Source organism: Streptococcus sp. oral taxon 056 str. F0418 (assembly GCF_000220065.1).
Classification (GTDB): Bacteria; Bacillota; Bacilli; order Lactobacillales; family Streptococcaceae; genus Streptococcus.
In genome coordinates, this window is record NZ_AFQU01000001.1 from 1,849,940 (window position 1) to 1,876,647 (window position 26,708).

Sequence of the window (26,708 nt, forward strand, 5' to 3'; positions counted from 1 at the left end):
GCGCTAAATTTCTTAAGCAAGAAACTAGAAAAGAAGAGATTTCTTGCTTGATTTACTAAAAAGTAGTATGATAAAACACAGATTGTGAGGAGAAATAAATGAAAGACTTTCACTTTGATGCGATTTCAGCCTTTGAAAACTATGAGATTGAAAAAATGCAAGATGGACAAGTTGTGGTTACGACTGAAGTTGTGCAATCTTCCTTGAATTATTATGGGAATGCTCATGGTGGTTATCTTTTTACATTGTGCGATCAAATTTCTGGTTTGGTTCTGATTTCCCAAGGTTTGGATGGGGTAACGCTTCAGTCATCAATCAATTATTTGCGAGCAGGAAATCTTGGTGATAAGCTGACAGTTTCAGGAATTTGTGTTCATCCAGGTCGGAAAACTCGAATTGTTGATGTTGTGATTAGTAATCAAGAAAATAAAAATGTTTGTAAGGCTACTTTTACTATGTTTATTACAGGGCAAAGAAAAGAAGAAAGCCAGATTAGTATTTAATGAGAGTGGGACAGAAATCGGTAATTCGTTAGAATTCGATTTCGTCGTCCCACCTCCGCACAGTTGAGTAGGGCTGTAAAAGCTTATGAAATCAGCGTAGTAGAGCCCACTCAACCACTGCGTCTTGCTCGACAATCCAAAGACAATTGAGAGGCTAGGACTTTTGTCCCAGCCTCCATTTTTAAGAATAAAAGGTAACACAGACGGCTTCTGGAACATAGAAGTCATGAGAGATTTCGGTTAATTTCCCGGTTTCAGAGTCTCGTTTGAAGACGGTGGCGTTATCAGAATCTTGGTGAACAGCAATAATATACTGTTGATCTGGTGTGATGTTAAAATCGCGAGGAGTTTTCCCGTTGGTTGGTATGATTTCTACCAATTCAAGGCAACCATCATTAGCAATTTTGTAGACAGCAATAGAATCGTGTCCTCGATTTGAACCGTATAAAAATTTGCCGTCTGCAGAAATTCGGATAGCTGCTGTGCCATTTGCTCCCTTAAAGTCTTCGGGGGTGGTGGAAACGGTCTGCAAACGCTCAAACTGGCCAACTCCATCATAAATTAGTACTTCAATAGTTGAATTTAGTTCACAGATAAGATAGGCCATTTTTTGGTAATGATGAAATACAAGGTGACGCGCACCTGCTCCAGCAGCACACTTATATGTATCAAGAAGGTGAATGGTTCCATTTTCAGAGACAGTATAAGTCGTGACTTCATCGGTTCCTAAATCGCAAGTCACAAGATATTGATCTGGGGTTAAGTCGGCAAAGTGTACGTGTGCAGAAGCTTGATTCTCATGTGGACCAGCACCTTTGTGGCTAGTAGTATCGGCTAATTCAAGACTACCGTTTGCTAGGCGTCTGTAGACCAATACCTGCCCTTTGTGGTAATTAGCTCCGTAGACGAGATGTCGTTTTTCATCAACAGAAACGTAGCAGAGTGGTGCTCCTTCATCGACAACATGATTTATTAGTTGTTTTTGAGGATCAAATGCTGCGATTCCTCCTTGACCATTTTCAGCTCCAACTGAGTAGAGAAAACCTGCCTTGTCAAAAGCTAGATAGGTTGGACTAGATTCCTTCGCTACTAGTGTTAGGTTAGAAAGTAGACCAGTATTTGTATCAAAATCCGCTTTATAAATCCCTTCTGATTTTCGGCGGGTATATGTGCCAAAATAAACAGTTTGTGTCATGATGTTACCTCATATTTGATTTGATGCGATATTGTCATTATATCATAAAACGTTTTAGAATGGTTTTCATCATAAAATGTAAAAAATGACTGATTTTAAAAAACACAAAAAAACAGATACTGGGTAGGAGGGGTATAGATAGCTTTGTTAGAATAGACTTGTTCAAACAAAACCAAAAGGACAAAAGTCAACAATGTTTTGAAAGGAAAGCATGATGACTTTTAGAGTCCAACATTATAATTTAAGGAGAATCTCATGAACTTTAAAAAAATAGCTACTCTTATCGCAATTCTTGGTTTGTCGGGTACATTTCTAGCGGCCTGTGGATCAAAAAATAATCAAAAGACAGAGACACTGGAAGGGAAGTCTATTGACTATAAAAAAGATGCTGTTGATAAGAAGAGCAAAGTAGTAGATGGGAAGGAAGTAACAGAATACACCATGCCAGATGGAAATATTGTTCAAATTCCTGTAGAAAATGAAGAAGGTGCTGAAACTGAAGGTTCAAGTGCTGAATAAGAATAAGTTATGTTAAGACCTGGAGGCAATATGTTACGAGGAAAAAAGAAAAATTCTAAAATCGTTTTGATTAGTAGTGTTATTTTATTAGGATGTGCAGGTGTTGGTGGTTATTTCCTTTTGCAACCAGGACAAAGCCAAACCACTACTGTCAATAACAAAATCGACTCTAAAACTGTACGAGAAGCAGTAGATGAAGCGAAAAAGAAGAGTCTAGTACTGTCAGGTGAAGTGGCAGCAAACAATAGCAGCAAGGTTAAGATTGATCCTTCAAAAGGAGAAGTCAAGGAAGTTTTTGTAAAAAATGGTGATACTGTCACTGCTGGACAACCTTTGTTCTCTTATGTGACTTCACAAGAGTTAACGGCTCAATCAGCACAATACGATGCACAAGCTAAGTCAAATAGTATTGGGACAGCTCAAAGTAATGCAAGTATTAAATGGGAGACCTATAATCGTAAATTGGCTCACTTGAATAGCTTGCGTGAAAAATATAATAGCAATAAAGACGAGTCACTTTTGGATCAAATCAAATCTGCTGAGGATGAAGTTGCACAAAGTTTGAGCGATGCAAATTCAGCAGATAATGAGGTCAGAAATGCTCAAATTGAAGCAGAAAAAGCCCAGATGACAGCTCAAACAGAGTCTGACAGAATGAAGTATGATACGGTTACAGCAGATACAGCTGGAACAATTACGGCTATGAATGAAGATTTGCCAAGACAGTCTAAGGCCAAGAAAGAAGAAGAAAACTTTATTGAAATCATGGATAAATCCAAGACTTTTGTCAAAGGAAATGTTAGCGAGTTTGATCGTGAAAAATTACAAGTAGGACAAAAAGTTGAGGTAGTTGACCGTAAAGATCCTAAGAAAAAATGGACTGGTACAGTGACTCAAGTAGGGACGCTAACAGCAGAAGCAGCAGCTGGTGGAAATAAACAACAACAGGAAAATCCTAACCAGTCTAAGTATCCTTATAAGGTTGAGTTGGATAAAGCAGAAAAGATGCCTTTGATTGGCTCACATACTTATGTTAATGTTATTGAAAATGCGCCAGAGGCTGGTAAAATCGTTGTGAATAAGTCTTATGTCTTCACAGAAAATGGAAAATCTTACGTCTGGAAAGTTGAGAATAAAAAAGTGAAGAAACAAGAAGTGAAAACAAAAGCACTGAAAGGTTCACTTGTTGAAATCACAGAAGGATTGAAGATGGAAGACAGCATTTCCAGTGTGAAGGCTGGTATGAAAGATGGTATGGAGGTAGGAGCTGATGTTAAAGCTTAGAGAAATCCATAAATCTTATCAGCAAGGTAGCCAAGAGTTTCCTATTTTAAAAGGGATCGATCTTCATGTGAAAGAGGGAGATTTTCTAGCTATTATGGGACCGTCTGGCTCTGGGAAGTCAACTTTGATGAATATCATTGGCTGTCTCGACAAGGCAAATTCAGGTAGTTACCATATTGAGGGGACGGATGTGTCTAAGTTATCAGACAATCAATTATCCGATCTTCGTAATCAAAAGATTGGTTTTGTTTTTCAAAACTTTAATTTGATGCCTAAATTAACAGCTTGTCAAAATGTAGAATTGCCTTTAACTTATATGAAAGTACCTAAAAAAGAACGCCGAGAACGAGCGCTTGAAATGCTCCGTTTGGTTGGTCTAGAGGAGCGAAGCGAGTTTAAACCGATGGAGCTGTCTGGTGGACAAAAGCAACGGGTAGCGATTGCCCGTGCTTTGGTTACTAATCCAAGTTTCATTCTTGGAGATGAACCGACAGGTGCTTTGGATACAAAGACCAGCGTGCAAATCATGGATTTGTTTAAGCAGTTTAATGATGCTGGAAAAACAATTGTTATCATTACACATGAACCAGAGGTTGCACAGTTGTGTAAGAAAACGGTGGTACTGCGTGATGGTAATATTGAGCATAAAGCGCTAGAAAGGAATTGAATTATTTATGGAAGATATTTTTGTAGCGCTGAATTCTATTTTATCGCATAAAATGCGGTCTATGCTAACCATGTTGGGTATTATCATTGGGATTGGCGCTATCATTGCAATTTTTTCTATCATTGAGGGAAATACAGAAAATACCAAGAGACAATTAATCGGTGGTAGTAATAATACGATTAAAGTTGTGTATGATAAGAAAAATGTCATTGATCCAAGCTTTCCAGAAAAAGCACAGGCTAAAAAGCCAGCCTATATTCCTTTTATGGGAGAAGAGACTCTTAACAAGATTCGTGAGATCCCTGGTGTGAAAGACGCTGTTTTAACTTATGGAACGGATGATAAAATTTATCATCTAGAGCAGAAAACATCAGGTAAGGTGCAAGCTGTTTCACAAAATTTTGCGGATGTCAAAAAAATGCGGATTGTGGAAGGTGCAGATTTCTCAGATCCTGCATTTAAAAACCAAGAGCAAGTAACCTATCTTGAAAAATCCCTCTATGATAGTCTTTTTCCTCAAGGGGGAGGGATTGGAAAGTATGTTGAAATCAAAGGCAGTCCTTTTAAAGTCATCGGAGTCTTTGAGTCGACAGAGCAGAGCGGTTTGACAGCTGGTGCAGACCGAGTAGCCTATATTCCTCTGCAACAATGGCATCGCTTGTTTGAAGTTATTAATGTTAATCCTGAAGTAACTGTACAGACTTATAAAGCAGATGATTTGAAGAAGGTGGCAAAAAAAGTGGGAGATTATCTCAATCAGCAAGTCCCTAGTTCTGATTATATGTTTGGTGTGATGAATTTGCAGGAATTCGAGCGTCAACTGGATAATTTGAATCAGTCTAACTTTGTTCTTTTGGCAGGAATTGCCAGTATTTCTCTGCTAGTAGGTGGGATTGGAGTAATGAATATCATGTTGGTATCCGTTACTGAAAGAACACGTGAAATCGGGATTAAAAAAGCATTGGGAGCTAGACGTAAAATTATTCTTAAGCAATTTTTAATCGAAGCGGTTATTTTAACACTGATGGGTGGATTTATTGGAGTGGTAGCAGGTATTCTGTCTGGTTTTGCCATTACTCAATCTCTGGCCTATCCATATATCCTCTCTCTCTTCTCTGTGTTTGTAAGTTTGCTATTTTGTTGTATAATAGGGGTAGTATTTGGATTGCTACCAGCTGTCAAGGCATCTAAGTTAGATCCGATTGAGGCCTTGCGTTTTGAATAAAGATAGATAAGGAGAATCTATGTATAAGATTTTGGTCGTAGAAGATGATACGACGATCAACCAAGTGATATGTGAATTTTTAAAAGAAAGTAATTATAGTGTAACACCTGTGTATGATGGAGCAGAAGCTTTGCGACAGTTTGAGACTGAGACGTATGATTTGGTCATTTTAGATATGATGTTGCCATCTATTAGCGGTCTTGATGTACTTAAGGAAATTCGCAAAACATCTCAAATACCGGTGATGATTTTGACAGCTCTGGATGATGAGTACACACAACTTGTGAGTTTTAATCATTTGATTAGTGATTATGTAACCAAGCCCTTCTCACCTCTTATTTTAGTGAAAAGAATTGAAAATATTCTACGTCGAACAGCTGTTTATTCTGAAATTTTGGTGGGTGATTTACGGGTTGTTTTGGAAGATTGTACGATCTATTGGCAAGGCGAAAAGCTTGCTTTGACCAAAAAAGAGTATGAGATTTTAGAGGTCCTTGCGAAACGTAAAGGACATTTAGTGACACGAGACCAGCTGATGAATACGATTTGGGGATATAGCGAGCTGGATAGCCGTGTGCTTGATAATCATATTAAGAATATCCGCAAGAAAATTCCAGGGATTCCACTATCTACCATTACTGGTATGGGGTATCAGCTAGGTGGGGATAAAGCGTGAAAATTGTTAAAAAAAATTTCCTCCTAACAAGCTCAATTATTTTTGTGGTAGTGACAGTAGTGTTAGCAAGTCTTTATTTTGCTATGCCGATTTATTATGAGCAGGTAAAGAGCCAGGAAGCTAAACATGAATTTGAGCAAGTCACTCGACAAATTCAAGGTAAGTCAATAGAGGAGATGAAGTCCCTCCTGACGGATTATAGTCATAAGAATAATCGTATCTGGTTTAATCTGACAGATGCCAAAGAACAAGTGCTTTATCCAAATGTTGAGGTCAGTGAGACACAGGATTCTTTACAGTTGACCATTTTACCTACAATGGCTGATAGTACTGCCAAGCACAAGAGTATGACTCAAAAAATTCGCTCATCGGATGAAAAAATATTGACCTTACAAGGTGAATTTTCTCTTCAACCGGTGAGTGATGCTAGTCATATTTTGCTTAATCTTTATCCTTTTGTTTTGGTTCTATCCTTAAGTTTAGGAGGAATATCAGCCTATCTCTACAGCCGTACCTCTAGTCAGCGGATTAAGGATATTTCTGCTACGACGCGTAAGATGACCAGTCTGGCTCCAGATGTCTCCTGTGTAGTGAAAGGGAAAGATGAGATTGCTGAGTTGGCTCAGGATATCAATCACCTCTATGCGAATTTATTGACAAGTATGGAAGCATTGCGCGTGGAAAATGAAAAGGTTGCTGAGAGTGAGCGAGAAAAGGCAGAATTTCTTCGAATGACTTCTCATGAACTCAAGACACCAATCACGAGCATGATGGGAATGATTGATGGTATGATTTATGGCGTGGGTGAGTTCAAAGACCGAGATACTTATCTCCATAAGTGCCGAAATATTTTAGAGGAGCAATCAGAGTTGGTTCAGTCCATCCTAGCGATTTCTAAGCTCGAGATCGGAACTGAAGTCAACGAAGAAATTTTTTCATTGAAACAAGTTTTAGAAGAAAATCTCAGTACTTATAAATTAATGGCTGATATGAAGCATTATCAGTTTCAAGTGAGCCTTGCTGAAGCGCAGATGAAAGGGAATAAACTTTATCTGGTCAAAGCGATTAAAAATCTTATTGACAATGCCTTCAATTACACTATAGTAAATGGAGAAATCATCCTTCGCTTGGAAGAGCATTGTCTGATAATTGAAAATCAGGCTGAGAGAGTGCTAGATGAAGCACAGATTCAGCAGATTTTCCAACCTTTTTACAGGCCTGATTATAGTCGCAATCGCAAAGATGGTGGCACAGGTCTGGGCTTATTTATTGTGAAACAAATTTTAGATAAGCACCAGATTCGTTATAAATTTGAAGCTGTGGATGGCAAGTGGATGCGATTTAGTATTTTCTTTTAAAGTGCTTGACTAGTAGGTTTGTTAAAGTACATTTAGCTTATGAACCATAATAGTGAGTTGATTTAAGCTAGTATTGCGAGAGGGTAAAATTGCCTTCTCGTTTTTATTATGCCGGATATAATAAAAATAAATAGAATGAGATGGCTGTGGCTTCTTCCTCAACTTATGAGGACGCTTGTGAAGTTCTAGAAACTCATAGTTTGATGTGATCGCTAGTGATGAGAATATCGGAAAAAGCTATCTTAATCCATCTACCTATTTGACCATTCTCAAACATTTAGATTCTTATATCGCTATAGAGGCTTCTTGCGGTAGCTAGTGGAATAGTTCTGTTTACTAGATCCTTGATGAGGAAGATAATAGTAGGTGATTCGTAGAAAAATCAGTCATGAGAAATCTTGCTAAAAATGATATAATGTTCCTATATTTTCTAGAGGAAAACAAATTATGAAATTACTTTACACAGATATCCGTCATTCTCTGACAAAAGTCTTGGTGAGTGAGGCGGAGCGACTGGCAGAAGCTGGAAAGCGAGTCTTTTATATTGCGCCAAATTCGCTTTCTTTTGAGAAGGAGCGGGCAGTTTTGGAGTGCTTGCAAAACAAGGCATCCTTTGCCATTACGGTAACGCGCTTTGCCCAGATGGCTCGGTATTTTGTCCTCAATGATGTACGGCAAAGTCAGAGCTTGGACGATGTTGGTCTGGGCATGCTGATTTATCGAACCTTGACAGAGCTAGATGATGGAGAGCTTAAGGTCTATGGCAGGATGAAGAAGGATCCCCAGTTTATCCAGCAGCTGATGGATCTTTATCATGAACTGCAGACAGCCCAGATGTCCTTTGCGGATTTGGAATTTCTTGAGGAGCCTGAGAAACGGGAGGATCTAGTCAAGATTTTTACAGCAGTGACTGCTGCTCTGAATAAGGGGGATTTTGACTCGTCTTCTCAGATTGCTGCTTTTGCTCAGCATATTCTGGCTGGCGACACAGATGAGGAATTGGAGAATCTAGCTCTGGTCATTGATGGCTTTACTCGTTTTTCTGCCGAAGAGGAATACTTGGTCGGTCTCCTGCATCGAAAAGGTGTGGAGATTGTTATCGGGACCTATGCCAGCCAAAAGGCCTATCGAGCAGCCTTTCGTGAGGGCAATCTCTATCAGGCCAGCGTGGATTTTTTGAGAAAGCTGGCCGAGGACTATCAGGTCAAGCCTGACTATATCCCTCATGCGGAAGCGGAAGATGCCTTTGGACGGATTTCTAAGATTTTGGAGAGTCGCTATGACTTTTCAGAATCAACGGTTAGTCTTAGTGAGACAGACCGCTCGCAGCTTCAGATTTGGGCTACTATGAATCAGAAAGAAGAGCTGGAGTATGTGGCTAAGTCCATCCGGCAGCGGGTTCATGATGGTGTGCGCTATAAGGATATTCGTCTGCTTTTGGGAGATGTGGAAGCCTACCAGCTTCAGCTCAAGACCATTTTTGACCAATATCAGATTCCCTACTATCTGGGGCGGAGCGAGTCAATGGCTCAGCATCCGCTGGTTCAGTTTGTCGAGTCCTTGGAGCGGCTCAAACGCTATAATTTTCAACTGGAAGACCTGCTCAATCTCTTAAAAACGGGGCTCTATGGAGATTTGACCCAGGAGGAGCTGGATCATTTTGAACAATATCTACGTTTTGCGGACATCAAGGGAGCAGGCAAGCTAGCCAAGGATTTCACAGTCAATAGTCAAGGAAAATTTGACCTAGACCGTCTCAATCATATTCGTTGTCGGGTCATGATCCCTCTGCAAGAATTTTTCAAATCCCGAAGCCAGACGGCGTCGGGGCTCTTGGCTAAGTTTACGGAGTTCGTCCAAGTAGCCCGTTTGTCTGATAATTTGACGGCTCTGTTACAGGGAGAAAGTCAGCAGGAGCAGGAGCGTCATGAGGAGGTCTGGAAGGCTTTCAGCCATGTCTTAGAGCAGTTTGCTCAGGTCTTTGTAGATAGTAAGGTCAAGTTGGACGATTTTTTGGCCTTAGTCTTGTCAGGCATGCTTTTGTCCAACTATCGGACGGTGCCGGCGACAGTAGATGTGGTCAAGGTCCAGTCTTATGACCTGATAGAGCCTTTAGCTGCTCCTTACGTCTACGCAATTGGACTGACTCAGGAGCGTTTCCCGAAAATCGCGCAGAACAAGAGTCTGCTCAGTGATGAAGATCGGGCTCGGCTCAATGACGCGACGGATTCTCAGGCGGAGCTTCAGATTGCTAGTTTAGAAAATCTCAAGAAGAATCGCTATACGGCTCTGTCTCTGATGAATTCTGCTACCAAAGAGCTGGTCTTGTCTGCGCCAGCCTTGGTCAATGAAGTAGAGGACAGTATGTCGACCTATCTGCTGGAATTGACTGCAGATCCGCTTTCCTTGCCCATCATTGTCAAAAAGCCTCAGGCTTCCAGTGACGATATTGGTAGCTACAGAGCTCTCTTGTCTCAGATCATCGAGCTTCATCAAGAGGAGATTGACCGAGAGTGGACAGCAGAGGAGCAGACCTTTTGGGCGGTGGCTGTGCGGGTTATCCGCAAGAAATTAGTAGCAGAAGGCATCAGCATTCCGCAAATCAGTAAGGAATTGCGGAGTGAACCTTTGCAGTTAGATACACTTCAAGCACTCTATCCTAAGGGACAGGCTCTGCGTCTATCAGCCTCTGCACTCACGGAGTATTTTAAAAATCAGTATGGTTACTTTATCAAGTATGTGCTCGGCTTACAAGAAGAGTGGAGCATTCATCCAGATGCTCGAAGTCATGGAACGTTTTTACACCGCATTTTTGAGAGAACACTACAAGGTGATGTTCGTAGTGATTTTGATCAGCGATTGGAATCGGCTATCCATGAAACGATGCAGGAGCCAGAATTTACAAATCTATACAATCAGTCCAGTGAGAGCCACTTTACACAGCAGTTGTTATTAGACACAGCTAGGGCTACAGGACAGGTACTAGCCCATACGAAAGAAATTGAAACAATCGGTGAGGAGACAGCTTTTGGTGATGATGCGCTGCCCTTCCTCATTTTGGAAAATGTCCGAGCAGTTACCGTTCGTGGGAAAGTAGACCGAATTGATCGTCTACTCTCTGATGGAAGTCTGGGAGTTGTAGATTATAAGTCTAGTGAGACCAAGTTTAGCTTCGAGAAGTTTTTTAATGGTCTTCATTCTCAGTTACCGACCTATCTAGCTACTGTACAAGGGTTGACTGATCAGTCAGCGAGTTCTGGACTTTTTGGAGCTATGTATTTGCAGATGACTGATCCGATCGTTTCTCTAAAAGATACTAAGGAATTGGAAGATGCTGTCAAAGAAGCCGCTAAAACCATGCAGTACAAGGGACTCTTTTTAGCTGATAAATTGGCGTCTTTAGGACCTGTTTATGAGAAAAGCAAGGTCAATAGCCTTAGTCAAGAAGAGCTGGCTATTTTATTGGCCTACAATACTATTCTTTATAAAAAAGCAGCAGAGGGGATTCTATCAGGACAGTTCGCAATAAACCCTTATACAGAAAACGGGCGGAACATTGCTCCTTATGTTGATCAGTTTAAGTCTATTACTGGCTTTGAGGCTAATCGCCATTTAGGTCAAGCCAGACAGTTAGATAAATTAGACTTAAGTAAATTTGACAAACGTCCTGTTGGTGAGAAATTACGCCAGGCATGGATAGAAAAGATGAAGGAGGAGTTAGAGAAATGAGAAAGATCCCATTTTTAAGTTCAGAAGATATCCAGCAGCTACAGCATGACGAAGTTGCTTCTAATAAAGAAAAAAAGCGAACTGCAGAGCAGATTGAGGCGATTTATTCCTCCGGACAGAACATTTTAGTGTCGGCTTCTGCAGGATCAGGGAAAACCTTTGTTATGGTTCAGCGGATCATTGATCAGCTTCTTCGAGGAGTATCTATTCAGGAGCTCTTTATCTCCACCTTTACTGTAAAAGCTGCAGGAGAGTTGAAAGAACGTCTGGAAAAGGAGTTGAGCAAACAACTCAAAGAGAGTTCTGACGAGGAGCTAAAACAACATCTAGCCCAACAACTAGCGGCTATTGCTACTGCTGATATTGGTACGATGGACTCTTTCACGCAAAAGGTTCTAAACAAGTATGGCTATCTTCTTGGATTGGCTCCCAATTTTCGTATTCTCCAATCTGCAAGCGAGCAGACCATGTTGCAAAATGAAGTTTTTCAGCAACTGTTTGAGCAATATTATGCAGGTGATAAAAAGGAAATTTTTGAAAAATTAGTCAAAAATTTCACAGGAACGAAAAAAAATATCTCTGGCTTTCGTAAGCAAGTTTATGCAATATATCGATTTCTTCAATCAACAAGTAATCCAGAGTATTGGCTAAACGAAGTATTTCTGACAGGCTATGAAAATACCGACTTTGAGATGGAGCGAGATAAACTTTCACAGCAAGTAAAGGTTGCACTTTTTGATTTAGAAGATTATTTCCGATTTCATCTAGATCATGAAAGTCAAGAATTTTCGGGAGCTAAATACCAAGAAAATGTGTTGATAGCTTTGGATTTGCTAAGTAGCTTGCATGAAGTTTCGTCTAGTCAAGATTATTTTAGAGTTTTGAGAGAGCTTGTACGTTTATCTCGAGCTAGTGGAGGAAAAGCTTTTGTTATCAGTACTCGAAAGGAAGAACTAAAAGAGCTTGCCAGTGCTTTTAACCTAGAAAGAAAGAGTAAAATCGAGCATTTGCGGACTCTTGAAGCAAGTATTTACCAATTTGAATTTTTAGAGAAATATCAAGATGATAGCTTGCCACTTTTGTATTTATTGCGTGATTTTATGCGTGATTTTACTCAAGCTTACTTGGACCGCAAAAAATTAGAAAATGCTTTTGAATTTGGTGATATAAGTCATTTTGCTATTCAGATTTTAGAAGAATTTCCTGAAGTACGTAGCTTTTACCAAGAGCGTTATCACGAGGTGATGGTCGACGAATATCAAGATACTAATCACACTCAAGAACGAATGCTAGAACTCTTGTCAAGTGGACACAATCGATTTATGGTAGGAGACATCAAGCAGTCTATCTATCGTTTTCGTCAAGCAGATCCACAAATTTTTAGTGAAAAATTTAAACGTCATCAAGAGGATTCTAGTCAAGGGAAATTGATTGTTCTTAAGGAAAATTTTCGGAGCCACATCGAAGTATTAGAGGCTACAAATGACGTTTTCAAGCGATTGATGGATGAGCAAGTAGGAGAAATAAACTATGATGAAACACACTATCTGGTAGCAGGAAATCCAGATAAAGCATTGCCTAATCCTCAAAATAGAGCCGAAGTTCTACTTTACGATGACTCTGTGGCGGATGAGGAAGTAGACGAAAGCATATCCGTTGGAGAGGTTACTTTAGTAATCAAGGAGATCATTCGTTTACATCGGGAAAAAGCGGTCGCTTTTAAGGATATTACGCTCCTAACAGCATCTCGTACTCGAAATGATATGATTCTAGCAGAGTTTGCAAAACATCATATCCCTCTTGTACCTGATGGTGGAGAAGATAACTATCTCCAGTCGGTTGAAGTCATGGTCATGTTGGATACGTTACGCACAATTAATAATCCTTTAAATGACTATGCTTTAACAGCTCTTCTCAAGTCGCCGATGTTTGACTTTGGTGAAGATGAACTAGCTCGTATTGCTCTCCAAAAAAGACATGAAAAATCGCAAGAAAATCTCTATGAGAAGTTAGAAAACGCCTTAGCTTCCCAAGGGCTACATCAAGACTTGATCTTGCCAGATCTTAAAAGGAAATTGCAGCTCTTTCAAAAGACACTATTAGAATGGCGAACCTTTGCCAAAACTCACTCTTTATATGAACTGATTTGGAAGATTTATCAGGATCATTTGTATTACGATTATGTTGGGGCTTTGCCAAATGGCGCTCAACGTCAGGCAAATCTCTATGCACTCTCACTTAGAGCTAATGATTATGAAAAGTCTAGTTTTAAAGGTTTATCTCGCTTCATCGGGATGATTGATAAGATTTTAGAAAATCAACATGACTTGGCAAGCGTTCCTTTTGCTGCACCACAAGATGCTGTACGACTGATGACTGTGCATAAGAGTAAGGGGCTTGAGTTTAAGTATGTCTTTCTACTCAATATAGACAAGGCCTTTAATCGTCAAGATACGAGTTCTAATATTATTTTAAGTCGCAAGAATGGAATCGGCATCAAGTACATAGCCGACGTTGAGTTAGAAAAGTCTGAAGGTATGCTAACCCATGTTCGTCTGTCTATGGATACACTACCTTATCAAAAAAACTTAGAAGAGATTCGACTAGCTAGCTTATCTGAGCAAATGCGTTTGCTCTATGTTGCCATGACAAGAGCAGAAACCAAGCTATACCTAATCGGAAAAGGAAGCCAAGAAATGCTAGAAAAGCGCAACTGGGGACAAGCAGAGCATGGCCGTTTACCACTTGCTCTACGTAGCCTACTTTCTTCATTTCAAGATTGGATTTATGCCATTCAGACTGTCTTTTCAGATGATCACCTTGCCTTTGATGTCCGTTTTGTAAGAGATGAGGACTTGACATCTGATAAAGTGGGTCAAATTATACAGGAAAGTCCGTTCGATGTAGATAATCTGGCAGATAATCGCCAGTCTGACGACATTGTAAGAGCCTTAGAAGTATTAGAAAATGTAGATAGGCTTAATCGTCAATATGCAGCCGCTATTGAATTACCAAGTGTCCGTACTCCCAGTCAGATTAAAAAGCTTTATGAACCAGTTATGGAAAGTGATGGCGTAGAGATTATGGACAAAAAAACAGAGATTTCACAACCGCAAACCTTTGTTTTTCCTGACTTTACTAAGAAATCTTCTGTAACAGGAGCACAAGTCGGAAGTGCTGTCCATGAACTGATGCAAAAAATTCCCTTGGATAAAAAGCCTGATAGAAACATCATAAAAACAATTCTAAAACAAGTACAAGCAGAAGCGGCAGTGAAAGAAAAGATTGATCTAGATAAAATCGTAGCTTTTTTTGAAAGTTCGCTTGGAAAAATCATGCAAGAACATAAAGATAAACTTCACCGTGAAGCACCTTTTGCTATGCTTAAGAAGGATAAGATAAGTGGGCAGGATTTTGTTGTTCGGGGGATTTTGGATGGCTATCTTTTACTTGGAGATAAAATAGTACTCTTTGATTACAAGACAGACAAATTCCAGCATGTCCAGGATTTGGTAGAACGCTACCGGCCTCAGTTGAGTTTATATGCCGAAGCCCTTAGTCGTTCTTATGGTATTTCGCAGGTTGAGAAATACTTGATTTTACTGGGGGGATCTGATTTACAAGTGGTCAAGGTCGAAGAATAGATGGATGATGGAGGAAGAGAAATGAGAGATAATCATCTTCATACCTATTTTTCATATGATGCGACAGCTGACTTTTCTGATTATTTAGAAAGCTACGAAGGAGAAATCATTACAACAGAACATTTTGATTTATCAAATCCCTACATGGGTGGTCCGCGTGATGATGTGCCCGATTATGAAGCTTATGAACGAAAAATAGAAGAGCTTAACCAACGATATGGAAACCGAATCAAAAAGGGAATTGAAATAGGCTATTATGCTCCTAGAGAAGCAGATATTTTGGCTTATCTTGAAGGAAAGGAATACGATCTTAAGCTCCTATCCGTTCATCATAATGGACGCTTTGACTATCTAGAAGAAGCCGTTTTTGAGTTGGATAAGATGGAGCATATCATTCATTATTTTAAAGAAATGGAAGAAGCAATCGAACGTATTCCAGCAGATGTACTGGCGCATTTTGATTATGGTTTCCGTAAGCTTTCAGTTAGCCTAGAAGAGTTCAAATCTCTGGAACCTCAGCTGCGCCAACTGTTTCAAAAGATGATTGATTATAATTTAGCATTCGAATTGAATAGCAAATCGATGTATCTTTATAATCATGAAGAACTGTATCGCTATGCACTTGTTTTGATCAAAGATATGGGAGGACACAGATTTTCGGTAGGATCAGATGGCCATAAAGTAGAGCATTTTCGACTGCATTTTGATAGAATAGAGCACTTGCTAGCTGAATTTGAAATTGGCGAAGAACAATTACTTTGATGAGATTTTTTTGCTATTTATAAATGCGGATAGATAAAAACGCAATTACATATAAACATTTGCATTTTTCCTGACAATAGTTCAGTTATATCAATGTTTTTTGCCATATTTTTTATAGTTTTTATAGCGAAATCTATTGACAATAAAGGTCTTAAAGAGAATTCTTTTTTTGGATATGTACTGACTCCAAAAAATTAGACAAATTATTTACCAAAAGGATTTAGTTCCGTATTGAACGGGACTAAGTCCTTTTCTACTATTTGTCAAGTATATCAAGGTATTTGATGAAAAATAGTTTGAGTTCCATAGTCAAACTAAGGGAATTGTCTTTTTTTGAACTAAAGTTTAGTATAAAAAGTGTACACTAAACCAACACCTCATCTGGTGATTTTTTTGATAAGGCGTTACAATAATATGGCATAAACAATTTTACCTCTTTGTCTTGAATGATTCCTTGCTTTAGTGATGTCATTTTCAATACTCGACGTTTTTCGTCCCACATACTTTGATAACATTCTTCCTAAAACAGGTGTCTTGTCAGTTTTAGTTACGACGTCTAGCGCCAAAGGACTTATCGACTTAACAAGACACCTCTACTTTAACATAACGAAAAAGTAGTGAGTACTTTCTCCCGCCGGAGATTTCCTCACTACTAATCTTAGTATGTTTTAGTTTGACTTTAATCTGTTTGTTATTATGGTGATCAATGTGGTTGATGATGGTTCAATGGTAATCAAGTGAGTCTGAGAATCGAACTTCGGTTCTTTGTCAACTGTAGTGGGTTGATGAAAAGTTACAACCTGGAGAGGACTAACGTGTTTCTATCCTTTTTTATATTCAGAGCATGAGTATTCTAGTTTTAAAGTTGTCAAAGTTTCGGAAGATAAAAGTTTTTGGCTTGATAATCTTGATTTGGTTGTTAGTGGCTTCTAATTTTGTATTTGAATGAGAAAGTTCCACTAGCATTTAATTGCTGTACTCGTGAGATTTACGTTCCAATTGATTTATGATTTGGATGCGAAGACGGATTCATAGTTTGGCTAGGGTGTTGTGTAATATGAAAAGCAATCGAGGAAGATTTTAGCAGAAAGAAAGAGTTTCTTAACGATGTCGTAGTGGGAGATAAACATGCCCATAGTAATGACTTTAACCCCGTTTCGGACCTGTCTGGAATGGAGCAGAAAATGTTTACGAATAGTTGCTTGAGTTCGTCCATCCAAGATAGCTATGATTTTTCTTGAAGTCATATTGAGCCATTTGTCTTTGATTGACAATGAGGATATAAAAGAGTAGGATAATTGAGCTTCACATGCATTTATATATGAGTTTCCGTTTTAAAAATGAAAGAAATTTCTATATTTGTGTCTTTTATTTCAAGCAATTCTAAGGTATTCTTAACAGGTCTCGTAAGTAGCTTTCTAATAGATTGTATGGTGCTTTCATTATAGTTTTTACGTACAACAAAATAGATTTCATACTTCCTAACTTCTTACAGTGGTTTTATCCACTACAGAAATTATGGAGCTCTATATTCTCAGACTCTTTTGTGTGCCAGTAAAATAGAAAAGAATAGGCAAAAGTACTCAACTGTGATATAATAGAAAGGAATTCTATGTATGAAATAACTTGAAAGAGATAAATCATGAGAAAAATTGTAATCAATGGTAATCGACCTCTAAAAGGTGAGGTTACTATTAGTGGAGCAAAAAATAGTGTTGTAGCTCTTATTCCTGCAATTATTTTGGCAGATGGAATTGTGACTTTAGATGGAGTGCCAGCGATTTCAGATGTGGATAGCTTGATTGATATCATGGAAACCATGGGCGCAAGCGTAAAACGTAATGGGGACAGTCTTGAAATCGATCCGCGTCAAGTGAAAAATATGCCGATGCCTTATGGAAAAATAAATAGTCTTCGTGCTTCTTATTATTTTTATGGAAGTTTATTAGGGCGTTTTGGTATGGCTACAGTAGGACTTCCAGGCGGATGTGATCTTGGTCCGCGTCCGATTGACCTTCATTTGAAAGCTTTCGAAGCTATGGGAGCGCAGATGAGTCAAGATGGCAATGCTATGCACCTAGAAGCAGTAAAGGGGCGTATGAATGGTGCTAGTATCTATATGGATACAGTGAGTGTTGGTGCAACAATCAATACCATGTTGGCTGCTGTTCGAGCTTCTGGTCGTACTGTCATTGAAAATGCAGCTAGGGAACCAGAGATTATTGATGTTGCGACTTTGTTGAATAATATGGGAGCTCATATTCGTGGGGCGGGTACAGATATTATTACGATTGAAGGTGTCGAGAAACTCCATGGGACACGCCATCAGGTGATTCCTGATCGAATCGAAGCAGGCACTTACATTGCTTTAGCTGCTGCTATTGGTCAAGGTATCCAGATCAATAATGTCTTGTACGAGCATTTAGAAGGTTTTATCGCTAAATTGGAAGAAATGGGTGTCAGAATGACCATTTCAGAAGACAGTATTTATGTTGAAGAGCAAAAAGAATTAAAAGCAATCAATATTAAAACAGCTCCTTATCCAGGTTTTGCAACAGACTTGCAGCAACCGATTACTCCACTTTTGCTCAAAGCTAAAGGTCGTGGCTTTATAGTGGATACCATTTATGAAAAACGGATCAACCATGTTCCTGAATTGGCCAAGATGGCTGCTCACATATCATCATCTAGCCATCAGATTATCTATGAGGGACCAAACCTGCTAAAAGGAGCGGATGTAAAAGCAACCGATTTACGTGCAGGTGCTGCTTTAGTTATCGCTGGCTTGATGGCTCAAGGACAAACTGAGATTCGAAATATCGAGTTCATTTTACGTGGTTACTCAAATATTATTGAAAAATTGAGAAGCCTTGGAGCAGATATTGAATTAGTAGAAGAAGTATAGGCTGGTGTTACAGTAAAGAAAACACAGCCTCTAGGTAGCTTATGAATATATGGACAAAATTAGCTGAATTTGCTGTTATTGAGACAGAACGATTGCGCCTGAGACCTTTCTCTTATCAGGATGCAGAGGATTTTTATGCTATTGCTTCTAATCCAAAAAATTTGGAGTTTATTTTTCCAAGTCAGGCGAGCATAGAAGAAAGCCAATATGTCCTAGCAAACTATTTCATGAGAAATCCTCTGGGAGTTTGGGCTATCTGCGATAAAGAGAGCCAACGAATGATTGGCTCTATTAAGTTTGAAAAATTAGATGAAATAAAAAAGAAGCAGAGCTAGGTTATTTTTTAAAAAAGACCATTGGGGAAAAGGCCTGATGACAGAATGTGTAAGTGCAATGAGACTTTTATCTGTTAATCAATTTGGCATGAAAAAGTTAAGTATCATTACTCATCAGGAAAATGTAGCCAGTCAGCGTGTTGCTCTAAAAGCGGGTTTTAAAATGTTTCGACAGTTCAAAGGAAGCGATCGTTATACACGAAAAATGAGGGACTATGTCGAATTTCGCTATGAAAGAGGTGATGATGATGAGTAAACACCAAGAAATTATCGCTTACTTAGAGAAACTTCCTGTAGGAAAAAGAGTCAGTGTTCGCAGTATTTCAAACTATCTTGGAGTTAGCGATGGAACAGCTTACCGAGCTATTAAGGAAGCTGAAAATCGAGGCTTGGTAGAGACTCGTCCCCGTAGTGGAACGGTTCGTGTTAAGTCTACGAAAGTTGTGCTAGAACATTTGACTTATCACGAAATCGCTGAGATTACTCGATCAGAAGTATTAGCTGGACAGGCTGGTCTAGATAAAGAATTTAGTAAATTCTCTATCGGCGCTATGACCGAACAGAATATCATGCGTTATTTAACGGAAGGGGGTCTCTTAATCGTAGGAGACCGCACTGAAATCCAGCGTTTAGCTTTAAAAAATGAAAATGCAGTGCTAGTGACGGGTGGATTTAGTATCGAAGAGGATATTTTATCTTTGGCAGATCAAATGAGTATTCCTATTTTGCGTACGCAACATGATACCTATACAGTAGCGACAATTATTAATCGAGCTTTATCAAACATTCAGATAAAAACAGATATCCTAACTGTAGAACAAGTTTATCGGTCTGCTCATGAACATGGCTTTTTACAGGAAACAGATACAGTCAAGGATTATTTGGATTTGGTTCGCAAAAATCGTTCGAGTCGTTTTCCTGTGATAAATCAACATCAAATGGTTGTTGGAGTAGTAACAATGCGAGATGCAGGAGATAAATCACCTTATACGACTCTGGACAAAATTATGACAAAAAATCCTTTTATGACAGGATTGAAAACCAATATTGCAAATGTCAGTCAACGGATGATCGCAGAGGATTTTGAGATGATACCGGTCGTTCGTAGTAATCAAACTTTATTAGGAGTGATTACACGTCGAGATATTCTAGAAAAAATGAGCCGTGAGCAGGTATCTAGCTTGCCAACTTTTAGTGATCAGATTACCCAAAAGCTTATTCGAAATGGGAATGATTTTGCTTTTACAGTAGAGCCTTTTATGTTGGAAAATAATGGTGTTCTCTCGCATGGTGTTTTGACAGAAATTCTCAATACAGCTACACATCAACTGATCTCTTATAGTGGTCGAAGTCTCATTATTGAGAACATGATGATTTACTTTTTGCAAGCCGTACAACTAGATGATTACCTAACACTCCAGTCTCGTCTAGTACGAGAAACAAGACGGTCGGCTATTATTGATTATGAGATCTATTTAGAGCATCAGTTAGTAGCTAAGGCAACAATAACGGTAAAAATAAACTAAGAAGAGGAAACAGAATAAAGAATGATTACATTAAAATCACAACGTGAGATTGATTTGATGGCTAAAAGTGGCGAGTTTCTTGCCTCTATTCATCATGGATTGAGAGAATTAATTAAACCAGGAATCGATATGTGGGATATTGAAGAATATGTCCGCAGACGTTGTAAAGAGGAAAATGCCCTACCTTTGCAAATCGGAGTAGAAGGAAGTATTATGGATTATCCTTATGCAACCTGTTGCTCCCTTAATGATGAAGTGGCTCATGCGTTTCCTCGCCATCAAAAGTTGGTGGAAGGTGATTTAATCAGCATTGATATGGTTGTTGGTTTAGTAGATAAATCGGAATTAGATGTTGCCAAATTAGACTTTAATAATGTCCATGAAATGAAGAAATATACAGAGAATTTCCGTGGTGGCGTTGCAGACTCTTGTTGGTCCTATGCGGTGGGACAAGTTAGTCCTGAGGTGAAACAACTGATGGATGTCACCAAAGAATGTCTCTACCGCGGGATTGCTGCTGCAAAAGTTGGCAATCGAATTGGCGATATTGGTGCAGCAATTCAAGAATATGCTGAGAGTCATGGTTATGGAGTTGTGCAAGATTTAGTTGGACACGGTGTAGGTCCAACCATGCATGAAGAGCCAATGGTACCACATTATGGTCGAGCTGGTCGTGGTCTACGCTTGCGAGAAGGAATGGTCTTGACTATTGAGCCAATGATTAATACAGGCACTTGGGAAATTGATACAGACTTTGAAACTGGCTGGGCTCATAAAACGCTTGATGGTGGCTTGTCTTGCCAATATGAACACCAATTTGTCATTACAAAAGATGGTCCAGTGATTTTGACCAGTCAAGGTGAAGAAGGCACTTATTAAGATATATAGGAGGTTGGGGTAGTATATTCCTAGCCTCTTCGCTTTATCTCAATAAACAGTCTACAGAAAGGAAAAACATGAAAAAAATAATTAAGAATCTAAAAAATCAGCAGTTTTTAAGAGCTTTTTTTGATTTTTATAATCAGTCTGATATTAGTATCACTAGCATTGCTGTGGCTTATTATTTTTTAATATCTGCCTTTCCTTTATTACTAGTCTTGGCAAATATTCTACCTTATTTCCAAATTCAGACAGATACTTTATTGAACTTATTAAATAATATTTTACCAGTATCGATTTATCAAATGGTTTCAACCGCAGTTCGAGAGATCTTTAGCCATCCATCATCAGGTTTGTTGAGTTTTTCAATCTTATCAGCCATCTGGGCTTTCTCACAGTGTATTTCTTTTTTACAAAAGGCCTTTAATAAGGCTTATAATGTGACAAAGGGACACAGTTTACTTCGCAATCGTCTATTTAGTTTTGTTGTGAGTCTTGGTTTACAAATTTTATTGATTCTTTCAATGTTGCTATCTGTCTTTGGGCGTAGTATTTTGACTTTAATGTATAACCTTTTTGATTTAGATGTATCATTTTATAGACAAATCACGACCATAACTGAGTGGTTCGTCTTTCTAGTTCTATTTCTAACCTTAATTGCACTCTATTATCTATTACCTAATGTCAAGATAAACAAGGTTCACTATGTTTTGCCTGGCACATTTTTTGTAGTTGGAATCCTTTTTGGTATGCTGAATTTATTTAATGTATATCTAGAAGCCTATATGAACCACTTTATGAGTGTCCGATTTTTTGGATCAGTCTTTGTAATTTTTGTGATGTTATGGTTTATTATTGTTTCAAAGATTTTGATTATCGGTGCTATTTTGAACGCAAGCTACCAATCTTGCCAAGAGTCTGAATTTGAACTGGATAAAATTCGGGGATTCTCTTTTATAAAAAAGAATGAATAAAGATTGAACATTTTATTGTAAAACGTATTTTTTATTGCATTTGCAATAAAATGTGTTATAATAGTTTCAAATAAAAATTAAAGGAGGGGATATGTCAGTATTGCGAGAAATTGGGATTATCGCCCGAGCTTTGGATTCTATTGCTAATATTGAGTTTCGTGACATAGAGCTAGCGCGAGGGCAATATCTTTATCTGGTACGAATCGCGGAGAATCCGGGAATCATTCAAGAGGAGCTGTCGGAGCTGCTCAAGGTGGATCGCTCAACGGTTGCCCGTTCTGTTAAGAAGCTTGAGGCCAAGGGCTTGGTACAGCAGAAGGCAGCTAAGGACAGCAAGAAGAACAAGGAATGGTTTGTGACGGAAAAAGGGGAAAACTTTATCCTTTTATCCTAGCTGAGAATGACTATTCTGAAGAGACATCCCTACAGGGATTTTCTCAAGCGGAAGTTAAAGCCTTGGAGGAAATGCTTGTTCGAGTACGTGAAAACATCACAGGTGACTGGGAAGCAGTCAAAAAAGGACAAAAAAGAAACTATTAAGATTGAAGAGGTGCATCATGAAAGTTACAGTTGAACATGAATTTTGGCAAGTATTTCCGGAAGCTCAGATTAGTGTTTTAATGGTCAAGGGGCTAGATAATCAAGTGGATGAAAGTAAGGATCCTTATTTCAAATCCTTACTGGATAAGGGAGCGAAGCGAGCTGAGGACTTTATCTCAGACGAAAACTTCACTCAAAATGAAGTCATTCAGGAGTGGCGTCAGGCCTTCAGCCAATTCAAGACCAAGAAAGGAGCACGCTCCTCTATTGAAGCTCTGCTCAAGCGGGTTAGTCAGGGAAGGGAATTTCATCCAATCAATCCTTTGGTCGATATCTACAACAGTGTTTCTCTCTCTTACGCAGTTCCTTGTGGCGGTGAGGATTTGGATAAGATTGTCGGAGGTCTTCATCTAGGAAAAGCCAAAGGCGGCGAAGCCTTTTTCCCATTGGGTGCTGAAAGTGACGCACCGGCACTGCCAGAAGAAATCATCTACTATGATGAAGAGGGAGCTGTTTGTCGTTGTCTTAACTGGCGAGAAGCCCAGCGGACTATGCTGACGGAAGAAACCAAAGATGCCATCTTGGTCATTGAGGCCATCAATGAAAAGCAAGCAGTACGCGCCCAAGCAGCTATGAGAGAACTCCAGACTCTGATTGAGGATTATTTTGGTGTCAAAGGTGAAATCACCCATCTGTCTCTTGATAATCCAAGCTTGGAAATCTAAGACTAAAAAAATCTGGATCAGATTATCTGGTCCAGATTTGCTTTTATAGGGTGAAATAGGCTGATTCGTTGTTATTTGTCCTTGTTTTTAAAGATAAAAATCTTACTGAAGACATAGTTGAGGACGATGATCAGTACTTGAGCAACGAAAGTTTCAATGGTATTGACCATTTTGATATTGTTATTGACAAACTGGCCTATGATCTGTGGGAAGCTAGTGACAAAGATAAAGGTTAATAGTAAGTTCAAGCCCATAGTAGCCAAACGTGCAGTGAAAAATTTGATCAATCGAACGAACCAGCCCTGTCTTTTTTGCTTAAAAACGATGGTATCATTGGTTACAAAGGCAAAAAGGATTCCCAAAACATCACCGATGATTGTAGCCAAGATTTCGTTTCCAATCACTTCATAGCAGAGCATACGGCTTACAACAGATACAATCGTTGTTGCTAAACCAAAGAAGAGATAAGAAAGAATTTCGTTATCAAAAAATTTTTTTACTAAAGATTTCATAAAGCTAGTCTATCATATTTTGAATATTTGTGCTATACTAGATGAGTTGTCAAACGAGCAGGCTAGATCATCTTTGCCTCATGTTGCGCAACCCTTGGTGCTTAGCTTCTTTCGCCAAGCATATTACACGCGGTAAAACCGCCAAAGGAGAATTTTATGCAAAAATTAACTGCACGCGATATGGTGCAAATTGCTCTTGTCGCAGCTATTTATGTTGCACTTACTATCACACCGCCGCTAAATGCGATTAGCTACGGAGCGTACCAGTTCAGAATTTCTGAAATGATGAATTTTATGGCTTTTTATAATCGCAAGTACATTATTGGTGTGACAATCGGATGTATGATTTCTAATTTCTTTAGTTTTGGTCTTCTTGATGTATTTGTCGGTGGTGGATCAACCTTAGTCTTTGTGCTATTGGGAGTGATTTTATTTAGCAAATACAAAAACGAATATCTTTTTAACGGTTTAATTCGGAAAGATTTCTTTTTCTTCTCGATTTTCTTTTCTGTATCAATGATAACGATTGCTGCTGAATTGTATTTCGTTGCCGGATTACCGTTCTTCTTTACGTGGTTTACAACTGCTGTTGGAGAATTTGCCTCTCTCTTTATTGGAGCTATTTTGATGGATAAAATTAGCAAACGAATTGATTTAACTCAATAAAGGTTTAAACTGCTTGAGATCTTATATCTCGGGTAGTTTTATTTTTGTACATCTTTTATATTTTCTCTATTTTTTAAGAGTAAAATCAAGTGAGATAAACTATTTTTGTGGTAGAATAAGACTATGAAGAATAGAATGTCTGAACTAGTGACGTTGCTCAATCGTTATGCTCATGAGTACTATACAAAAGACACTCCTAGTGTTTCTGATAGTGAGTATGATCAACTGTATCGTGAGTTAGTTAGTCTAGAAGAGAAATATCCAAATGATATTCTACCAGATAGTCCTACACATAGAGTTGGTGGAAAAGTTTTGGATGGTTTTGAAAAATACCAACATCAGTATCCTCTCTATAGTTTGCAGGATGCTTTTTCACGTGCAGAATTAGAAGCTTTTGATGAGCGTGTGAGAAAAGAATTTCCAGAAGCAATTTATCTTTGTGAATTGAAAATAGATGGCTTATCGATTTCTCTTTCATATGAAAATGGGATTCTGGTAGCAGGAGCTACACGCGGAGATGGTTCTATTGGTGAGAATATTACTGAGAACCTCAAACGAGTTAAAGACATTCCTTTGACTTTACCTCAGCCATTAACAATGACTGTTCGTGGCGAGTGTTATATGCCTAAGGCTTCTTTTGATGAAGTTAATCGCTTTCGACAGGAAAATGGCGAAGCGGAATTCGCCAATCCAAGAAATGCAGCGGCAGGAACACTACGACAGTTGGATACCGCAGTCGTTGCGAAGCGCAATTTATCAACCTTCCTTTACCAGGAGGCAAGTCCGACAACTGAAGTAAGTCAAGAATCGGTTCTAAAAAAACTCAGCAAACTGGGATTTGCAGTTAATGACAATCGTGTCTTAGCAAGCAGTATAGATCAAGTATGGAACTTCATTGAAAAGATTAGTCAAGAACGTAATAAACTTCCTTATGAGATTGATGGGATTGTTATTAAAGTAAACTCTTTAGCTGCTCAAGAAGAGCTTGGTTTTACGGTGAAAGCGCCTAAGTGGGCGATTGCTTATAAGTTCCCAGCTGAAGAAAAAGAAGCCAAATTGTTATCTGTTGACTGGACGGTGGGAAGAACAGGAGTCGTCACACCAACTGCGAATCTCACTCCAGTCCAGCTTGCTGGTACAACAGTGAGTCGGGCTACTCTCCATAATGTAGACTATATTAAAGAGAAAGATATTCGCAAGGATGATACGGTTATCGTCTATAAGGCGGGAGACATCATTCCAGCTGTTTTACGTGTGGTAGAGACGAAGCGTGTATCAGAAGAGAAACTAGCAGTCCCAAAATATTGTCCTAGCTGTGAAAGTGAATTACTCCACTTTGAGGATGAAGTGGCTTTGCGCTGTATCAATCCGCTTTGTCCTGCTCAGATCAGGGAAGGATTAATACATTTTGCCAGTCGCGATGCAATGAATATTACAGGACTTGGACCTGCAGTAGTTGAAAAACTTTTTTCTCAAGGGCTTGTTAGTGATGTTGCTGGAATTTACCGATTGCAAGTAGAAGAATTGCTTCAATTAGAGAATTTTAAGGAAAAATCAGCAAATAAATTGTATAATGCCATTCAGGCTTCTAGGGAAAATTCAGCTGAGCGACTATTATTTGGTCTAGGAATTCGTCATGTAGGGAGCAAGGCTAGTCGGATATTATTGGAACATTTCCATGATATTCCAACCCTTGCTAAAGCAGATTTAGACACCATCGCTAGCATTGATGGCTTAGGACTGGTGATTGCAACTAGCTTACATAGTTATTTTGAACAAGAAGGAACACAGACTTTACTAGCTGAGCTACAGGAAGCAGGCGTCAATCTGGCTTATCTTGGCGAAAAAGTAGCAGCAGATGCTATTTTATCAGGAAAAACAGTGGTTTTAACAGGTAAACTAGAGACATTAACGCGGACACAAGCCAGAGAAAAACTTCTTCGCTTGGGAGCAAATGTTGCTAGTAGTGTTTCCAAAAAAACGGATTTGGTGATTGCTGGAGCAGATGCTGGTAGCAAGTTAGCCAAGGCGCAAGAATTGGGAATTGAAATCCAGAATGAAGAATGGCTTGAACAGTTATAGAG

19 protein-coding genes, 3 pseudogenes and 1 riboswitch are annotated in these 26,708 nt (G+C 39.0%); of the genes and pseudogenes, 19 read left to right on the forward strand and 3 right to left on the reverse strand.

Annotation, left to right across the window (positions count from 1 at the left end; translation table 11 throughout):
* The first annotated feature begins 98 nt into the window (after positions 1–98).
* Entirely contained in the window at positions 99–503 is a 405-nt protein-coding gene (locus HMPREF9182_RS09220) for a PaaI family thioesterase (protein WP_009755082.1), read from the forward strand.
* A gap of 181 nt (positions 504–684) precedes the next feature.
* Here HMPREF9182_RS09220 and HMPREF9182_RS09225 read toward each other — a convergent pair whose 3' ends face one another.
* Complete coding sequence (locus tag HMPREF9182_RS09225) at positions 685–1,698, reverse strand: lactonase family protein (RefSeq protein WP_009443123.1); 1,014 nt, start codon at positions 1,696–1,698, stop codon at positions 685–687.
* 255 nt (positions 1,699–1,953) lie between these two features.
* Here HMPREF9182_RS09225 and HMPREF9182_RS09230 point away from each other — a divergent pair, with 255 nt between their 5' ends.
* From HMPREF9182_RS09230 to HMPREF9182_RS09270, 9 genes are all read left to right on the forward strand, one after another.
* The gene (locus tag HMPREF9182_RS09230; protein ID WP_009755067.1) at positions 1,954–2,217 is read left to right on the forward strand and encodes a hypothetical protein; all 264 of its coding nucleotides are present in this window, start codon (positions 1,954–1,956) and stop codon (positions 2,215–2,217) included.
* A gap of 30 nt (positions 2,218–2,247) precedes the next feature.
* Positions 2,248–3,501: an efflux RND transporter periplasmic adaptor subunit gene (locus HMPREF9182_RS09235; protein ID WP_009443758.1), complete on the forward strand. Its 1,254-nt coding sequence runs from the start codon at positions 2,248–2,250 to the stop codon at positions 3,499–3,501.
* Complete coding sequence (locus HMPREF9182_RS09240; RefSeq protein WP_009754801.1) at positions 3,488–4,168, forward strand: ABC transporter ATP-binding protein; 681 nt, start codon at positions 3,488–3,490, stop codon at positions 4,166–4,168. The genes HMPREF9182_RS09235 and HMPREF9182_RS09240 overlap by 14 nt, the downstream gene beginning before the upstream one ends.
* Positions 4,169–4,175: 7 nt before the next feature.
* Positions 4,176–5,393 (forward strand): ABC transporter permease, encoded by a 1,218-nt coding sequence (locus HMPREF9182_RS09245; protein WP_009443538.1) that lies wholly within the window; start codon positions 4,176–4,178, stop codon positions 5,391–5,393.
* 19 nt (positions 5,394–5,412) lie between these two features.
* Positions 5,413–6,069, forward strand: coding sequence for a response regulator transcription factor (locus HMPREF9182_RS09250; RefSeq protein ID WP_009755054.1), 657 nt, complete (start codon positions 5,413–5,415; stop codon positions 6,067–6,069).
* Positions 6,066–7,427 (forward strand): sensor histidine kinase, encoded by a 1,362-nt coding sequence (locus HMPREF9182_RS09255; RefSeq protein ID WP_009443889.1) that lies wholly within the window; start codon positions 6,066–6,068, stop codon positions 7,425–7,427. Before HMPREF9182_RS09250 ends, HMPREF9182_RS09255 begins: the two co-directional genes overlap by 4 nt.
* Positions 7,428–7,874: 447 nt before the next feature.
* Positions 7,875–11,156, forward strand: coding sequence for an ATP-dependent nuclease subunit B (gene rexB / locus HMPREF9182_RS09260; protein WP_009443087.1), 3,282 nt, complete (start codon positions 7,875–7,877; stop codon positions 11,154–11,156).
* Positions 11,153–14,800, forward strand: coding sequence for a helicase-exonuclease AddAB subunit AddA (addA, locus tag HMPREF9182_RS09265; protein WP_009754566.1), 3,648 nt, complete (start codon positions 11,153–11,155; stop codon positions 14,798–14,800). Before rexB ends, addA begins: the two co-directional genes overlap by 4 nt.
* Before the next feature lie 21 nt (positions 14,801–14,821).
* The gene (locus HMPREF9182_RS09270; RefSeq protein ID WP_037603154.1) at positions 14,822–15,562 is read left to right on the forward strand and encodes a PHP domain-containing protein; all 741 of its coding nucleotides are present in this window, start codon (positions 14,822–14,824) and stop codon (positions 15,560–15,562) included.
* Positions 15,563–16,355: 793 nt separating this feature from the next.
* Here HMPREF9182_RS09270 and HMPREF9182_RS10695 read toward each other — a convergent pair.
* A pseudogene (locus tag HMPREF9182_RS10695) lies at positions 16,356–16,803 on the reverse strand (transposase); the annotation flags it as partial.
* Between the two features lie 401 nt (positions 16,804–17,204).
* On the opposite strand from HMPREF9182_RS10695, the gene HMPREF9182_RS09275 reads away from it, so the two are divergent.
* The 7 genes and pseudogenes from HMPREF9182_RS09275 to HMPREF9182_RS09305 all read left to right on the forward strand — a co-directional run bounded on the left by HMPREF9182_RS09275 (position 17,205) and on the right by HMPREF9182_RS09305 (position 23,446).
* A complete protein-coding gene (locus tag HMPREF9182_RS09275) occupies positions 17,205–18,467 on the forward strand; it encodes a UDP-N-acetylglucosamine 1-carboxyvinyltransferase (protein WP_009443052.1) in 1,263 nt (420 codons plus the stop codon).
* Between the two features lie 41 nt (positions 18,468–18,508).
* Positions 18,509–19,058 (forward strand): annotated as a pseudogene (locus HMPREF9182_RS09280) (GNAT family N-acetyltransferase).
* Complete coding sequence (gene spxR, locus HMPREF9182_RS09285; protein ID WP_037603157.1) at positions 19,051–20,328, forward strand: CBS-HotDog domain-containing transcription factor SpxR; 1,278 nt, start codon at positions 19,051–19,053, stop codon at positions 20,326–20,328. Before HMPREF9182_RS09280 ends, spxR begins: the two are co-directional and overlap by 8 nt.
* A gap of 21 nt (positions 20,329–20,349) precedes the next feature.
* A complete protein-coding gene (locus HMPREF9182_RS09290) occupies positions 20,350–21,207 on the forward strand; it encodes a methionyl aminopeptidase (protein WP_009443679.1) in 858 nt (285 codons plus the stop codon).
* Positions 21,208–21,284: 77 nt separating this feature from the next.
* Positions 21,285–22,181, forward strand: a complete 897-nt coding sequence (locus HMPREF9182_RS09295; RefSeq protein WP_009754706.1) for a YihY/virulence factor BrkB family protein — start codon at positions 21,285–21,287, stop codon at positions 22,179–22,181.
* A gap of 91 nt (positions 22,182–22,272) precedes the next feature.
* Positions 22,273–22,721 (forward strand): annotated as a pseudogene (locus tag HMPREF9182_RS09300) (MarR family winged helix-turn-helix transcriptional regulator).
* 17 nt (positions 22,722–22,738) lie between these two features.
* On the forward strand, positions 22,739–23,446 hold the full coding sequence (locus HMPREF9182_RS09305) for a B3/B4 domain-containing protein (RefSeq protein ID WP_009754481.1): 708 nt from the start codon (positions 22,739–22,741) through the stop codon (positions 23,444–23,446).
* A gap of 71 nt (positions 23,447–23,517) precedes the next feature.
* Here the strand turns inward: HMPREF9182_RS09305 and HMPREF9182_RS09310 are convergent, their stop codons facing one another.
* The gene (locus tag HMPREF9182_RS09310; RefSeq protein WP_009443110.1) at positions 23,518–23,958 is read right to left on the reverse strand and encodes a GtrA family protein; all 441 of its coding nucleotides are present in this window, start codon (positions 23,956–23,958) and stop codon (positions 23,518–23,520) included.
* Positions 23,959–23,986: 28 nt separating this feature from the next.
* Positions 23,987–24,117: riboswitch (PreQ1 riboswitch) on the forward strand.
* On the opposite strand from HMPREF9182_RS09310, the gene HMPREF9182_RS09315 reads away from it, so the two are divergent.
* Both HMPREF9182_RS09315 and ligA read left to right on the forward strand, forming a co-directional pair.
* The gene (locus HMPREF9182_RS09315) at positions 24,115–24,624 is read left to right on the forward strand and encodes a QueT transporter family protein (protein ID WP_009443074.1); all 510 of its coding nucleotides are present in this window, start codon (positions 24,115–24,117) and stop codon (positions 24,622–24,624) included. Its footprint overlaps the riboswitch before it by 3 nt.
* A 123-nt stretch (positions 24,625–24,747) precedes the next feature.
* Positions 24,748–26,706: an NAD-dependent DNA ligase LigA gene (gene ligA, locus HMPREF9182_RS09320; RefSeq protein ID WP_009754563.1), complete on the forward strand. Its 1,959-nt coding sequence runs from the start codon at positions 24,748–24,750 to the stop codon at positions 26,704–26,706.
* Positions 26,707–26,708: the final 2 nt, after the last annotated feature.